Below are 13,919 nucleotides of genomic sequence, written 5' to 3'. Positions count from 1 at the left end.
ATGACCTTCTCGCGACGTGGAACCCTGGCGGCCGGCGCCGCCCTGGCCTCCGCCGCCGCCGGCCTGCCGGGCCTGGCCCGGGCACAGGGCCGGCAGGTGGTGGTCGGCACCTGGGGCGGCGATTACGGCGAGCTGCTGCGCCAGAACATCGACATGCCGCTGATCGCCCCGCAGGGGATCGAGGTGCTGCAGGATGTGGCGAATGCCGATCCGCGCAAGACCAAGCTGCTGGCCGAGCGCCAGGCGCGGCGCGGCACCATGGACGTGGCCTGCCTGTCGGACACCGACATGCACATGATGGCGCAGCAGAACGCGCTGGACACGCTGGACATGGGCCGCCTCTCCCGCTCGGGCAGCATCGTGGCCGGGCTGCGCAAGCCTTATGCGATCCCGCACATCTATTCGGCGCTGGTGCTGCTCTATAACCCGGACAAGGTGACGACCCCGCCGAAGTCCTTCGCCGACATGTGGGACCCGAAGTATCGCGGCCGCGTCGGGTTCTCGGACATCCTCTACTCCACCAATACCTTCGCCGCCGCGGTCGCGGGCGGCGGCAGCTTCAGCGATTATGGCCCCGCCCGGGACAAGCTGATGGCGCTGCGTTCGCTCGACGCCAAGGTCTATCCCTCCAACGAGGCCCTCGCCGCCGCGCTGAAGGGTGAGGAGGTGTGGATGGCGCCCATGTGGCTCGCCCGCGGGTTCATGTGGCAGAAGGCGGGCATCCCGCTGCGCCATGTGGTGCCGAGCGAGGCCGCCTATGCCATCGTCTTCGAGGCCGCGGTTCCCCGGAACAGCCGCAACAAGGACCAGGCCTACGCCTATCTCGACGCGATGCTGAAGCCGGAGGCGCAGACCGCCTTCGCGGACCGCATGGGCTACCTGCCGACGGTGACGGACGCCTCCCTGCCTCCCGAGATCGCGCGGCAGATCAGCCTCACTGAGGCGGAGCAGGCCCGGCTGCGGGCGCCGGATTACGACTACCTCCTGCGCGCCCATACCGACATCCTTGATTTCTGGAACAAGCAGTTCAAGGCCTGATCGGTGGCCGCGCTCGTCCTTCCCGCAGGGCTGCTGGTGTCGTTGCTGCTGCTGGCACCGATGCTCCTGCTCTTCCGCATCTCGCTCAACCTCTACAGCCCGACCGAGATGATGGTGGAGGCGACGAGCGCGGCGAACTACCTGCGCGCGGTGGCCGACCCCTATTACCGGCAGGTCCTGGTCACCACGCTGCTGGTGGCGTCCGGCAGTACGCTGCTGGCCCTCCTCCTCGGCTTCCCCGCCGCCTATTGGCTGGCGCGGATGCAGAGCCGTTGGAAGAGCTTCGCCACCGTCGTGGTGATGTTCCCCCTTCTGGTGGGCAATGTGGTGCGCGCCGCCGGCTGGCTGGCGCTGCTGGGCAATGGCGGCGCGATCAACGCCGCCCTGCTCGGCCTGGGCGTTATCGCGGCGCCGCTGCCGCTGCTCTACAACACCGGCGCGGTCGTTGCCGGCATCGTGGCGGTGGTGCTGCCCTACATGATCCTCACCCTCGCCGCGGTGATCGAGAGCATCCCGCGCCAGGCGGAGGAGGCGGCCGCCAATCTCGGCGCGCGGCCGATGACGGTGTTCCGCCGCGTGGTGCTGCCGCTGGCCCTGCCAGGGGTCGCGGCCGGCAGCGTACTCGTCTTCGTGCTCTGCATGAACACCTATGCCAGCGCGGTGCTGCTGGGCGGGCCGCAGTTCAAGATGATGGCGCCGGCCGTGTACGACCAGTTCGTGCGCGGCAACAACTGGCCCTTCGGCGCCGCCCTCGCCTTCATCCTGCTCGGGATCACGCTCACCCTCACCGTGGTGGGCAGCGCGGCGCTGGGGCGCCGCTATCGTCGTGGAAAACTGGAGGAAGCGGCATGAGCGTCGCCCCGCAAACGACCTTTCCCGCGCCGGATGCCGCGCCCGTCGGCCAGGAGATCACGGCCAAAAACGGGCGGCTCGGCATGCCGCCCGTGCCGGCCGCCACCTCCCGCGACCGGGGCACGGGCCCGTACAAGCGGCTGGTGCTGCGCGGCGCGACGGTGATCGACGGCACGGGCGGCCCGCCCTGGGGGCCGGCCGATATCGTGATCGAGGGCGACCGGATCGCCGCCATCCAGCCTGTGGGCACGCCGCACAAGCCGATCAGCCCCGCCCGCCGCCCCGCGGGCGGCGACCACGAGATCGATTGCCACGGCAAGTTCGTCACTCCCGGGCTGATCGACTGCCACACCCATATCGGCGTGCCCTACCACGCCCTGCACGGCACGGTGGCGCCGGCCGATTACGTCTACAAGCTCTGGCTCGCCCATGGCGTGACCACGGTGCGCGAGATGGGCTGCTTCAGCGGGCTGGACTGGGTGGCGGAGCAGCGGGAGGCCTCGGCCGCGAACCGGATCGCGGCGCCCCGCATCCGCGCGCATCCCTACTTCCCCGCCGTCAACGACATGCTGAAGACCATCCACACGCCGGACCAGGCGCGGGACTGGCTGCGGCGGGCGAAGGAGGCCGGCGCGGATGGCGTGAAGTTCTTCGGCGCCCCGCCCGCCATCATGCGTGCCGCGCTGGAGGAGTGCCGCAAGCTCGGCCTTCGCACGGGGTGCCACCATGCCCAGCAGGCGGTCACGCGCATGAACGCGCTGACGACAGCGCAATGGGGCCTGACCAGCGCCGAGCACTACTATGGCCTGCCGGAGGCGCTCTATGACGACCGCGTCGTGCAGAGCTACCCGCCGGGCTACAACTACAACGACGAGTATTTCCGCTTCTCCGCCGCCGGCCAGACCTTCCTGCAGGCCGCCGAACCGGGCAGCGCGAAGTGGAACGAGGTGCTCGAGCGGTTCCTGGAGCTCGACTTCACCTTCGTCCCGACCATGACGATCTACGACGCCAACCGCGACCTGATGCGCTTCCGCCGCGCCGACTGGCATGACGAGTACACATGGCCCAGCATGTGGCGCTACTTCCAGCCCGCGCGCGGCGGCCACGGCGCCTATTGGTACCGCTGGTCCGTCACCAACGAGATCGAGTGGAAGGCGCATTACCGCCTGTGGATGGAGTTCCTGAAGGCCTACAAGAACCGGGGTGGCCGGGTCTGCACGGGCAGCGATTCCGGCTTCATCTTCCAGATCTTCGGCTATGGCTATGTGCGGGAGCTGGAGCTGCTGCAGGAAGCCGGGTTCAACGCGCTGGAGGTGCTGCGCTCCGCGACCATCCAGGGCGCCGAGCTGCTGGGCATCGACGGCGAGACGGGCAGCATCGAGGTGGGCAAGCTCGCCGACCTGCTGATCCTGGACGAGAACCCGCTGGACGACTGGAAGCTGCTCTACGGCACGGGCGCGCTGCGGCTGAACGACGAGACGGGCAAGGCCGAGTGGCGCCGGGCCCTCCGGCACACCATCCGCGCCGGGCTTGTCTTTGACGTGGAGGAGCTGCTGGCCGATATCCGCGCCATGGTGGCCGCCCAGAAGGAGGCGGAGGCCGCGGCGTCGTGACGCCCTCGCCCGAGTTCATCCTCCTCACCGGGTTCCTCGGCAGCGGGAAGACCTCGCTGCTGCGGGACTGGCTCGGTCTGCCGGAAGCGGCGGATACGGCGCTGATCGTGAACGAAGCAGGTGAGATCAACGTGGATGGCGCCATCCTCGCCGAGGCGGGCGGGGTGCCTATGGCGATGCTGGCCAATGGCTGCGTCTGCTGCTCGCTCACCAGCGATCTGGTCTTCACCATCCGTGCCCTGCTGGAGGAGCGCGGGCGTTCGGGGCTGCCGCCCTTCCGTCGCGTGGTGCTGGAAAGCTCCGGTCTCTCGCGGCCCGGGCCCATCCTGCGTTCCCTGGCACCCCTGGCCCCGCTCGGCCTGCGCGTGCGGGTGGTGGCGACCTGCGACGCCTCCCAGGCGGCGGAGCGCGCGGCGCATTTCGACGAGGCGGCCGCCCAGCTTGCCGCCGCCGGCACCGTCGTCTTCACCAAGCTCGACCTGCGCGACGTCGTGGAGGCCGAGGCGCTCGTCGCCTCCATCAACCCGCTCGCCACGCGACTGGTGGAGCCGGACCGGGCGGAACGCGCCCGCCGCGCCTTCCTGGCCGGCGCCGATGAGGCGGCGGCCAGGCTGGACCTCCCGGAGCCTCCCCTCGCTCACCCCCGGGTGGGCGTGCTGCGCCTCTCCTTCGCCGAGACGGCCTCCTGGGAGGACCGGCTGGACCTGATGGAGGATCTGGCGGCCTTCTGCGGGGACCGCCTTCTGCGCGTGAAAGGCTTCATCCGCCGCCCCGGGGAAGAGGTTCCGCTGCTGGTGCAGGCGGTGGGCACGCTGTTCAGCCCGCCCGTGCCCCTGGGCGGCGCGGCGCAGGCGCCTGAGGGGCTGGTGGTGATCGCGCGCGATCTGTCGGCCGCGGAGCTGCGCGCCGGGCTGGGATCCGCGCCGGTGCATGTGGCTTCCTTCCGCGATACGCCCCTGGCCTGCTCGCCGGCCTGAAGGACGGCCGCGCTCGCATCGCGCAATCGGAAACAGGTCAGGCCGTCCATCGCGCCGACTTGCCTCGGGCGCGCTAGGCAGCACCGCCATCCTGGTGAACACTCCCGCGCTCAAACAGGGAGGGCAGGCGCGGCATGGGCGACAGCGATCAGGGCAGCACCGCATGGCGCGTGACGCCGGGGCACTACATGGCCGGCCGCCCGGCGGAGCATGCGATGCCCGCGCGCCCGCTCTCCCGCTACGTCACGATGCGGGACGGATGCCGCATCGCGCTCGATGCCTGGCTGCCGGAAGGGGCCACCGGGCCCGTGCCGGCGGTGCTGATCCTCACCCCCTATTACCGGCGCTTCGCCCTGGCCGAGGGCAGCGAGGCCGATGCCATCCCCAATGCGGGCAAGTTTGTGCGCTTCCTCGTGCCGCGCGGCTATGCGGTGGTGGTGGTGGACGTGCGCGGCACGGGCGCCAGCTTCGGTACGCGGGATAGCTTCCGCTCTCCCAGGGAGCGCGAGGACAGCCGCGAGATCGCGGACTGGGTGGTGGCGCAGCCCTGGTCGGATGGGCGCATCGGCGCGACCGGCATCTCCTATCCCGGCGCGACCTCCGACTTCCTCGCCAGCACGGGGCACCCGGCCGTGCGCGCCATCGCCCCGCTCTTCGCCATGTGGGACACCTGGCAGGACCACTACTATCCCGGCGGCGTCTTCCTGAACCGCCTGTCGCGTTCCTATGACGATCTGATGATCGCCATGGATCATGACCGGCGCGACCTGCTGAAGAACATCGCCTACTACGCCAACCCCGAGCTGCGCGGCCCCGCGCCGGTGGATGAGGACGCGGACGGCACGCTGCTGGCCGATGCCATTCACGAGCATCTCGGCAGCTTCCACATGCCCGACTTCATCACGGAGTTCCGCTTCCGCGAGGACCCGCTCCCCTATGATGCCGGGTTCAGCTCGGCCTCTTTCAGCCCCTATGCCTATAGCGAGCATGTGCGGCCGGATGTGGCGGTGCTCGCCACGTCAGGCTGGATGGACGGCGCCGGCTTCAGCAACGCGGCGATCGCGCGCTTCCTCACCCTGCGCGAGAACCCGGTGCATCTGCTGCTGGGGCCGTGGGACCATGGGGCCCGCAGCAATGTCTCGCCCTGGCGGCCCGAGGCGGCCTCGCATTTCCCCCTTCTCGGTGAGCTGCTGCGCTTCTTCGATCACTACCTCATGGGCCTCACGACCGGCTACGAGGCGGAGTCGCGGGTGCACTATTTCTCTATCCACGGCGAGCGCTGGCAGGAGGCCGCGTCCTGGCCCCCTGTCACCGGCATGGAGCGCCTGCACCTCAGCCCCGGGGCGCTGAAGCCCAAGGCCGGAGCCACGGAGCGTGAGACGGTGCAGGTGGACTTCACCGCCAGCAGCGGAACGCACACGCGCTACGAGCGCCTGGCCGCTATCGACACCACCACCTACTACGCCGACTGGGGCGAGCGGGCCGCGCGCCTCCCCGCCTGGACCTCCGCGCCGCTGGAGCGCGATACGGAACTCACCGGCCATGGCGTGGCCGATCTCTGGATCGAGTGCAGCGAGCCTGATGCCGCGCTCTTCGCCTATCTCTCCGAGGTGGAGGCGGACGGCACCGCGCGCTACGTGACGGAAGGCGTCCTGCGCGCCCTGCACCGCAAGGAAGCACCGGCACCGGCCCGCTACCGGACGAGCTGGCCCAGCCGCAGCTTCCGGCGCGAGGATGCGGCCCCGCTGGTGCCGGGCCATGCGGAGCGCCTCCGCATCCCGCTTCTGCCCACCTCCTGGGTCTTCAAGGCGGGCAGCCGTATCCGCCTCTCCATCGCGGGCGCGGATGCCGAGCATTGCGCGCAGGTGCCGCATGGGCGGCCGCCGCGCCTCGCCATCCTCCATGGCGGCGAGCATGCCTCGGCGCTGGACCTTCCGCTCCGCCCCTTCCCCGCCACTGAAGGAAACACGCCATGACGATACGCCCCGCCGGACGCCCTGTTGGACGCCGCAGCCTCGCCGCCCTGCTTGCGGGAGCCGGTGCGGCGCTGCCCGCCGGCCTCGCCCGTGCCCAGGGCAGCTTCCCCAACCAGCCCATCCGCCTCGTCGTCTCCCAGGCGGCCGGCTCGAACACGGATGTCGTGGCGCGGCTGATGGCCGAGCCCATGGCCCGCAAGCTGGGGCAGCCCGTGGTGGTCGAGAACCGCGCCGGCGCCAATGGCGTGATCGCGACGACCTACATCAAGCAGCAGCGGCCTGACGGCCACGTCATCGCCCTCGTCGGCGTCTCGCTGCTGACCTTCAACCCCTATCTCTACAGCAACCTGCCCTATGACCCCGCGCGGGACTTCACCTATATCGCGCCCGTGACGGACACGCCTTTCGTGCTGGTGGCGAGCCCGAAGAGCGGCATCACCTCCCTCGCGGCCTTCGTGGAACGGGCCAAGGCCCAGCCCGGGCGCCTGACCTTCTCCAGCGCGGGCATCGGCAATTCTACCCATCTCGCCACCGAGATGCTGGCCGACCGCACCGGCATCCGCCTTACCCATGTTCCCTATGCCGGCACCACCCAGGCGCTGACGGCGGTGATGACGGGGGAGGTGGATGCGATGATTAGCGTGCTCGGCAACGCGCTGCCGCAGATCCGCAACCGCGCGCTCGTGCCGCTCGCCACCGTGGCCGCCACGCGCTCGCGCGACCTGCCGGACCTGCCGACGCTGACGGAAGCCGGGGTGGATGCGCCGGTCATGCCCGGCTGGCTGGCGCTGGTCGGCCCGGCCGGCATGCCGGAGCCGGTGGTGACGCTGCTGAACGGCGCGGTGCACGAGGCGATGGCCGACCCGGCCGTGGTGCAGAACATGGTCAGCTCGAACATCGTGCCCATCCCCGGCTCCGCCGAGGACATCCGCCGCCGCGTGGCACGGGACGGCGAGGTGTGGGGCGGCTTCATCCGCGCGAAGAACCTGCGGGTGGAATAGGGCGGCGCGCGGCCAGGCCCGGGGCCCATGGACCTCGATTCGGCTCTCCTCATGCTGGTGGCGGGCCTGCTGGCGGGGGCGATGAACGCCGCCGCCGGGGGTGGCTCCTTCGTCACCATCCCGGCCATGGTCTTCGTCGGCCTGCCCTCGGTGGCGGCCAACGCCTCCAGCACCGTGGCGCTCCTGCCCGGCACGCTGGCCAGCGCCTGGGCCTGGCGGCACGACTACCGCTCCCTCCAGGGCATCTCCCTGGCCACCCTGCTCGCCATCAGCCTCGCGGGCGGGTTGGCCGGGGCGGTGCTGCTTCTGGCCACCAGCCAGCGTGCCTTCGACCACCTGCTGCCCTGGCTGCTTCTCACCGGCACGGTGGCCTTCGCCTTCGGCCGCCCGCTCGGCGCCATGCTGCGTGAACGCGTCCGCGTCGGACGGGGCAGCGTGCTGGCCGCGCAGGTGCTGCTCTCGATCTATGCCGGCTATTTCGGCGGCGGCGTCGGCATCATGATGATGGCCGTCTGGGGCCTTCTGGGGGATCTGGACATCAAGGCGATGAGCGCGCTGCGGACCCTGCTGGTCAGCGCCGCCAACCTCGTCGCCGTGATCTGCTTCGCCGTGGCGGGGCCGATCCATTGGCCCGAGACGCTCGTTATGCTCGTGGCCGCCATCGTGGGCGGCTATCTCGGCGCCATCCTCGCCAGCCGCATGCCGGCGCCGGTGCTGCGCGGCTTCGTCATCCTGTTCAGCACGGCGATGACGGCACTGTTCTTCTGGCGTGCCTGGGGGTGATCCGCGATCACCTTCACTTGTCGTCCCTGCAGTCCGCAGCAGGCTAACCACCTCGCCTCTTCCCGAGCGGCGCGACGCGGTGCAGGCTCGCGCGCCCCGCCGGAAGAAGCGCTGGCGGCCCTTTGCGGAGTCCGTGCCCTGAGCGAAGTCGCGACATCCTCCATCGATCCGGCGGAGTACGAGCTGCACTACAACCCGCAACGTGCCTTCCCCGAATTTGCCAGCTACCGTCTGCGGCGCGCGCCGGCCAATGACGCCGCCCATGCAGGCCTGAGGAAGCTGGGGGATATCGCCTATGGCGATCATCCCCGGCACCGGCTGGACATCTATCCCGCCGCGCAGCCCGGCGCGCCGGTGCATGTCTTCTTTCACGGCGGCTACTGGCGGGCGAACGACAAGGAGAGCTTTGCCTTCGTCGCCGACAGACTCGTGCGGAATGGCATCACCGCCGTCGTCGCGAATTACGAGCTCTGCCCTGACTCCACCCTGGACGGTACGGTCGGGTCCGCCGTCGCCGCGGTCGAATGGGTGCGGCGCCACATTGGTACCCATGGCGGCGACCCTCTCGCCATCAGCCTATCAGGCCATTCTGCCGGGGCGCATCTCTGCGCCGCCGTGCTGGCGGCAGATTGGAGCGCGCGGGGACTGGATCCCGCCTTCCTGCGCGGTGCGGTGATGATCAGTGGCATCTTTGATCCCGGCCGGGCCATCGGCACCACGGTGAACCAGGACCTGCGGCTGACGCCGGAGATCGCGGAGCGGCACAACCTGGAGCACCGCGCCCCCAGCGCAGGATGCCCCGTGCATCTTTTCGTCGGGGGCCGGGAGCCCTGGCGCTGGATCGACCTGACCTTCCGATACGCGCACACCCTACGCCGGCATGGAGGGGACCCGGAGGTGCATGTCCTGCCGGGCTACAACCACTTCGACATCATCGACCAGTACATGGAGCCGGAGAGCCCCATCTTCCGGGCCGTGCTCAGCGCGGCGAAATCCGGCGCCGCAACGCAGGGGGGCTGAGCCCCCCTGGCTGCGGATCAGGCGGTCTTCATCTTGATCCCGGTATCGAGGAAGGCATTGGTATAGGCCTTCTCGAGATCGAAGGGCTGCGCGCCCTCGAACTGGCTCTGGATGAGGTCGTAATCCGCCTTCATCCGGGTGGCGTCGAAGGCACCGAGGGCGACGGAGGTAGTGGTGGGGTCGCGCATCAGCTCCTGCACCCGCTCCCACTGCCGCCGCTGGGTCCAGTCATCCAGCCCTGAAACCGCGGCAAAAAGCGCGCGCAGGGCCGGCTCCGGATCCGCCACGGTCGCCGCGAAAGCGCGCTGCGAGACCTGCACGAAGGCCTTCACCATCTCGGGCTGCTTCGCCAGAACGTCGCCATTGGCGATGATCGAGTTGCCGTAGGTGTTCAGCCCGATCTCGCTCCAGCGCTGGAAGCCGAGATCCGGGCCGAACTCGCGCAGCTTCAGGTCGTGCTCGTTCCAGAAGTCCGTCGTGATGTCGATGATCTTGTTCTTCAGCGACGGAATCTTGGCCGGCGGCGCGATGTTCACGAAGCGCACGGAATTCGGCTCGATCCTCACGCGCCGCGCGAATACCGGCCACATCACCCGCGCCGCATCCCCGGGCGGGTTGCCGATGGAACGGCCAGGGAAGTCCCGCGGGCCCGAGATGCCGTTGCTGCGCAGCCAGTAGAAGGTCTGCGGGGAATTGGCATAGACGGTCATCACCGCCGCGAGATTGCCGCCGCGGCTGCGTGCCAGCAGCGCGGTGGGCATGTCGGCGATCCCGAGTTGCGCGGTGCCGGCCGCGATGCGCTGGGCGGAGGCGCCGGAGCCGCGCCCGGCCTCGATGGTCACATCCAGCCCGGCCTGCTCGTACCAGCCCTGCGCCTTGGCGAGGAAATACGGGCAGTGATCCGCCGCGGCCGTCCAGTTGAGGACGAAGGTGACCCGCTCCCGCGCCTGCGCGCTCCGCGCCCCAATGAAGGGGGCGGCCAGGCCGGCGAGGAGAACCCCGCGCCGGGAGAGGGCGGAACGGTCCCTAGGCATCCGAGAATTCTCCGCTTATCGAGGTTCAGCCCAGGCCCTTGGCCGGGTGCGTCGAAAAAGCCTATCACGCCCCACTCGCACCGCAACAATATTCAACCAACCGGTTGGTAGAGGACCGCACCGTCATGCGCCGCCCCGACGCAACGACGCCCCAGCCGACCCGGCGCGCCCCGGGCCGGCGGGACCCGGAGAACACGCGCCGCGCCCTTCTGGAAGCGGCGATCGGCGAGTTTGCCGCGAAGGGGCTGGCCGGGGCGCGGGTGGATGAGATCGCCGCCCGCTCCGGCGTGAACAAGCAGCTCGTGTACCACTACTTCGGCACGAAGGAGGACCTCTACGCTGCCGCGCTCGAGGAGGTCTATGCCGAGATCCGGCGGCAGGAGCAGGCGCTCCACCTGGCCGACCTTGCGCCGCTGGACGCCATGGCCCGGCTCGTCGGCTTCTCCTTCGACTACCTGGCCGGCCATCCGGAATTCGTGGCCCTGCTGAATGACGAGAACCAGCACGGCGCACGGCATGTCCGCCAGTCCCGGCAGCTGCGGGCCATGCATTCCCCCCTGATCGGGCTGGTAGATGAAACGCTGGCCCGGGGCGCGGCGGAAGGCGTGTTCCGGGGAGACCTGGATGCGGTTGATGTCTACATCTCCATCGCCGGCATCGCGTATTTCTACTTCTCTAACAACCGCACCCTCTCGGCCATCTTCGGCGCGCGGCTGGACACCAAGGCGGCGATCGCGAGACGCCGGCGGCATGTGATCGACTTCGTGCTCTCGGCCTTGCGCCCATAGCCGTCTATCAACCAGTTGGTTGGTTGACAGCAGATCGAGCGGTCCGTTAGCGTTCCGTTCGGCGGGCGCGGGCCCTGCCTGCGAGCAGGAAGGGGCGCGGCTTGATCGCGGAGGCCAGCACGGACATCCCCGTCGACACGGAAGCCGACCCACGCGCGGCCGCTGCCGCCCGTGCGGCGCGGCGCCGCTGGGGCATTATCTTCCTCGTCCATCTGGCGGCCGTGCTGCTGTGGGAGGTCCTGGTGCGGGCCGCGCGCGTGCCGGCGTTCATCCTGCCCGCCCCGACTGACGTGCTGGCCTCGCTCTCCGTCTCCACCCACGCCTGGGTTTCGAACACGCTGGTGACGGCAGCGGAGATCGGCGGGGGTTACGCGCTGGCGGTGGTGCTGGGCGTGGGCCTCGCGCTCCTCTTCAGCTGGTCACGCGCGCTGACCCTGCTCGTCTTCCCCCTGCTGGTGACGCTCAACATGATCCCGAAGGTGGCGCTCGGCCCGATCGTCATCGTGTGGATGAGCTACGGCATCGTCACCAACATGCTCATCACCTTCAGCCTCTGCTTCTTCCCCATCCTGCTCACCACGGTGCGCGGGCTGCAGGAGGTGGAGCCGGACCTGCTGGACCTGGTGCATTCGCTGAAGGGTTCGCGCTGGCAAGTCTTCCGCTACATCCAGCTGCCGGGCGCGCTGCCCTACATCTTCTCCGGCATGAAGGTCGCCGCCATCCTCGCCGTCGCGGGCGCGGTCGTCGGCGAGTTCGTCGCCTCCGAACGCGGCCTCGCCTATCTAATGATCCAGGTGCAGACCTCGCTGGATACGGCGGCGATGTTCATGGCCGTCATCCTCCTCACCCTGCTCGGCCTCGCGCTCTACCTCGTCGTGCTGGCGCTCGAGCACCGCTTCGTCCCGCGGGACGCCAGGAAGGGATAGTCCCATGTCCGCCGCGCTGAACCCGGCCGCCGAGCCCGGCTGGCTCGACCCCGCCGCCCTTCCCGACCGCTTCGAGGACGCGGAGGCGCTCGATGCCTTCCTCTCCCGCCCGAGCCGCGCGCTGGCCGCGGACCTCGCCGCGCTGGAGGGGGACATCATGGTGCTCGGCGTGGGCGGAAAGATGGGCCCCACCCTCGCCCGCCTGGCGCGCAACGCCGCGCCGGACAAGCGCGTGTTCGGCGTCGCCCGCTTCAGCGAGGCCGGCCTGCGTGACGGGCTGGAGAAGCGCGGCGTCGAGACCATCGCCTGCGATCTGCTGGACCGGACCGCGCTGGAGAAGCTTCCGCGCGCGAAGAACGTGATCCTGATGGCCGGGCGCAAATTCGGCGCCTCGGGGGACCAGGCGCTCACCTGGGCGATGAACACCCATGTTCCCGCCCTGGTCGGCGAGGCCTTCCGGGCGTCCCGCATCGTCGCCTTCTCCACCGGCTGCGTCTATCCCTTCGTGCCGATCGGAAGCGGGGGCTCCACCGAGGACAGCCCGCTCAACCCGCCGGGGGAATACGCCTACTCCTGCATCGGGCGGGAAAGGCTGCTGCAGCATTTCTCCGCCGTGCACGGCACGCCGGGCCGCCTCTTCCGCCTGAACTACGCGATCGACCTGCGCTACGGCGTGCTCTTCGATGTCGCATGCAAGGTGCGGGACGGAGAGGCCGTCGATGTCACCATGGGCCATGTGAACGTCATCTGGCAGGGCGATGCGAATGCCCAGGCACTGCGCAGCCTGCGCCATTGCGCCGTTCCCTCGGCACCCCTGAACGTCACCGGGCCCGAGACCATCCCGGTCCGCTGGCTGGCCAAGGCCTTCGGCGAGCGGCTCGGCAAGCCCGCCATCGTGATAGGCGAGGAAGCGCCGACCGCCTGGCTGAACAATGCGGCAGAGGCCGCACGCCTCTTCGGTTATCCCCTGGTCCCCCTCGCCCGCATGATCGACTGGGTCGCGGACTGGGTGGCACGCGGCGGCAAGAGCCTGGGCAAGCCGACGCACTTCGAGGTGCGGGATGGCGCCTACTGAAGCCCATTTCATCGCGCCCCTGACCCCGGGCGCGATGCCGGGCTGCCTCGCCCTCAGCGCCGAGGCGGGCTGGAACCAGGCGGCCGAGGACTGGGACCTGTTCTTCCGGCATGGCCGCGTGTTCGGAGTGCTGGAGGCGGGCTCGCCCCTGGCCACCGGCGCCATCCTCCCCTTTCCTGACGGCGGCTTCGGCTGGGTGAGCATGGTGCTGGTCGCCGGCACGAAGCGCGGCAGGGGGCTGGGCACGGCCATCCTGCGGCGCTGCATGGCGGCGCTGGAGGCGCAGGGCCTCCGCCCCGTGCTGGACGCCACCCCGGCCGGCGAGCGGATCTACCGGCCCCTCGGCTTCCAGCCCCAGCTCGGCCTCACGCGCTGGCGCGGGCAGGGCGGGGGCGAGGCGCCGGAGGGCGTGCGCCAGCTCTCCACCGCCGACCTGCCCGCCCTCACGGACACGGATGCCAAGGGCTTCGGCGCTGCGCGAGGCTTCGTGCTGGAGGCTCTGCTCGGCCGGGCGGCAGCCCAGGCCTTCGGCGCCGCGGGCGGCTCTGGCTTCGTCCTGGCGCGCCCAGGGCGCCAGGCCCTGCAGATCGGCCCCTTGGTGGCGGAGGACGAGGCCGGGGCGATCCGCCTGCTCGACGCTGCCCTCGCCGCCACGCGCGGCCCGGTGCTGATGGACCTGGCCGACCGCTGGCCCGGCTTCGCCGCCCATCTCCGCGAACGCGGCTTCACGCCCGAGCGCCCCTTCAACCGCATGGCCCTGAAGCGGGCCGAGCCCTTCGGCACCCCCTCACGGGTCTTCCTCGTGGCAGGGCCGGAGCTGGGCTGAGAGAGAGGCA

At 70.2% G+C, this 13,919-nt stretch carries 13 protein-coding genes; 12 read left to right on the top strand and 1 reads right to left on the bottom strand.

From position 1 onward, the window contains the following. The 8 genes from BUB97_RS10450 to BUB97_RS10415 all read left to right on the top strand — a co-directional run bounded on the left by BUB97_RS10450 (position 1) and on the right by BUB97_RS10415 (position 9,260). Positions 1-1,038, top strand: coding sequence for an ABC transporter substrate-binding protein (locus tag BUB97_RS10450; RefSeq protein WP_073134402.1), 1,038 nt, complete (start codon positions 1-3; stop codon positions 1,036-1,038). Positions 1,039-1,041: 3 nt separating this feature from the next. Next, positions 1,042-1,890 carry an ABC transporter permease gene (locus tag BUB97_RS10445; protein ID WP_073134399.1) on the top strand — a complete coding sequence of 283 codons (849 nt, stop codon included), beginning with the start codon at positions 1,042-1,044 and terminating at the stop codon, positions 1,888-1,890. Next, on the top strand, positions 1,887-3,503 hold the full coding sequence (locus tag BUB97_RS10440; RefSeq protein ID WP_073134397.1) for an amidohydrolase family protein: 1,617 nt from the start codon (positions 1,887-1,889) through the stop codon (positions 3,501-3,503). The genes BUB97_RS10445 and BUB97_RS10440 overlap by 4 nt, the downstream gene beginning before the upstream one ends. Then, positions 3,500-4,480 carry a CobW family GTP-binding protein gene (locus BUB97_RS10435; RefSeq protein ID WP_073134394.1) on the top strand — a complete coding sequence of 327 codons (981 nt, stop codon included), beginning with the start codon at positions 3,500-3,502 and terminating at the stop codon, positions 4,478-4,480. Before BUB97_RS10440 ends, BUB97_RS10435 begins: the two co-directional genes overlap by 4 nt. 134 nt (positions 4,481-4,614) lie before the next feature. Continuing rightward, positions 4,615-6,456 carry a CocE/NonD family hydrolase gene (locus BUB97_RS10430; RefSeq protein ID WP_073134392.1) on the top strand — a complete coding sequence of 614 codons (1,842 nt, stop codon included), beginning with the start codon at positions 4,615-4,617 and terminating at the stop codon, positions 6,454-6,456. Continuing rightward, positions 6,453-7,457, top strand: coding sequence for a Bug family tripartite tricarboxylate transporter substrate binding protein (locus BUB97_RS10425; RefSeq protein ID WP_073134390.1), 1,005 nt, complete (start codon positions 6,453-6,455; stop codon positions 7,455-7,457). The genes BUB97_RS10430 and BUB97_RS10425 overlap by 4 nt, the downstream gene beginning before the upstream one ends. A gap of 27 nt (positions 7,458-7,484) precedes the next feature. Next, entirely contained in the window at positions 7,485-8,240 is a 756-nt protein-coding gene (locus tag BUB97_RS10420; protein WP_175562606.1) for a sulfite exporter TauE/SafE family protein, read from the top strand. 6 nt (positions 8,241-8,246) lie between these two features. After that, a complete protein-coding gene (locus BUB97_RS10415; protein ID WP_086062090.1) occupies positions 8,247-9,260 on the top strand; it encodes an alpha/beta hydrolase fold domain-containing protein in 1,014 nt (337 codons plus the stop codon). A gap of 17 nt (positions 9,261-9,277) precedes the next feature. Here the strand turns inward: BUB97_RS10415 and BUB97_RS10410 are convergent, their stop codons facing one another. Continuing rightward, a complete protein-coding gene (locus BUB97_RS10410; protein WP_073134385.1) occupies positions 9,278-10,294 on the bottom strand; it encodes an ABC transporter substrate-binding protein in 1,017 nt (338 codons plus the stop codon). A 125-nt stretch (positions 10,295-10,419) separates the two neighbouring features. On the opposite strand from BUB97_RS10410, the gene BUB97_RS10405 reads away from it, so the two are divergent. The 4 genes from BUB97_RS10405 (at position 10,420) to BUB97_RS10390 (ending at position 13,909) form a co-directional block, all read left to right on the top strand. Continuing rightward, the gene (locus BUB97_RS10405; RefSeq protein WP_073134383.1) at positions 10,420-11,082 is read left to right on the top strand and encodes a TetR/AcrR family transcriptional regulator; all 663 of its coding nucleotides are present in this window, start codon (positions 10,420-10,422) and stop codon (positions 11,080-11,082) included. 101 nt (positions 11,083-11,183) lie between these two features. Beyond that, on the top strand, positions 11,184-12,008 hold the full coding sequence (locus BUB97_RS10400) for an ABC transporter permease (RefSeq protein WP_245818267.1): 825 nt from the start codon (positions 11,184-11,186) through the stop codon (positions 12,006-12,008). A 4-nt stretch (positions 12,009-12,012) separates the two neighbouring features. Beyond that, positions 12,013-13,083: an NAD-dependent epimerase/dehydratase family protein gene (locus tag BUB97_RS10395; RefSeq protein WP_073134381.1), complete on the top strand. Its 1,071-nt coding sequence runs from the start codon at positions 12,013-12,015 to the stop codon at positions 13,081-13,083. Then, positions 13,070-13,909 (top strand): GNAT family N-acetyltransferase, encoded by an 840-nt coding sequence (locus BUB97_RS10390; RefSeq protein ID WP_073134377.1) that lies wholly within the window; start codon positions 13,070-13,072, stop codon positions 13,907-13,909. Before BUB97_RS10395 ends, BUB97_RS10390 begins: the two co-directional genes overlap by 14 nt. Positions 13,910-13,919: the final 10 nt, after the last annotated feature.

The sequence above is a fragment of the Muricoccus roseus genome, assembly GCF_900141905.1.
GTDB classification, from domain to species: Bacteria; Pseudomonadota; Alphaproteobacteria; order Acetobacterales; family Acetobacteraceae; genus Roseomonas; species Roseomonas rosea.
The sequence above is the reverse complement of the archived record's forward strand: the minus strand, read 5'-3'. Positions and strand labels throughout refer to the sequence as shown.

Bases quoted from the DNA above. Each gene is read 5' to 3' on its own strand.
- BUB97_RS10450 (WP_073134402.1), top strand. From the start codon at position 1: ATGACCTTCTCGCGACGTGGAACCCTGGCGGCCGGCGCCGCCCTGGCC.
- BUB97_RS10440 (WP_073134397.1), top strand. From the start codon at position 1,887: ATGAGCGTCGCCCCGCAAACGACCTTTCCCGCGCCGGATGCCGCGCCC.
- BUB97_RS10430 (WP_073134392.1), top strand. From the start codon at position 4,615: ATGGGCGACAGCGATCAGGGCAGCACCGCATGGCGCGTGACGCCGGGG.
- BUB97_RS10425 (WP_073134390.1), top strand. From the start codon at position 6,453: ATGACGATACGCCCCGCCGGACGCCCTGTTGGACGCCGCAGCCTCGCC.
- BUB97_RS10420 (WP_175562606.1), top strand. From the start codon at position 7,485: ATGGACCTCGATTCGGCTCTCCTCATGCTGGTGGCGGGCCTGCTGGCG.
- BUB97_RS10410 (WP_073134385.1), bottom strand. From the start codon at position 10,294: ATGCCTAGGGACCGTTCCGCCCTCTCCCGGCGCGGGGTTCTCCTCGCC.
- BUB97_RS10405 (WP_073134383.1), top strand. From the start codon at position 10,420: ATGCGCCGCCCCGACGCAACGACGCCCCAGCCGACCCGGCGCGCCCCG.
- BUB97_RS10395 (WP_073134381.1), top strand. From the start codon at position 12,013: ATGTCCGCCGCGCTGAACCCGGCCGCCGAGCCCGGCTGGCTCGACCCC.
- BUB97_RS10390 (WP_073134377.1), top strand. From the start codon at position 13,070: ATGGCGCCTACTGAAGCCCATTTCATCGCGCCCCTGACCCCGGGCGCG.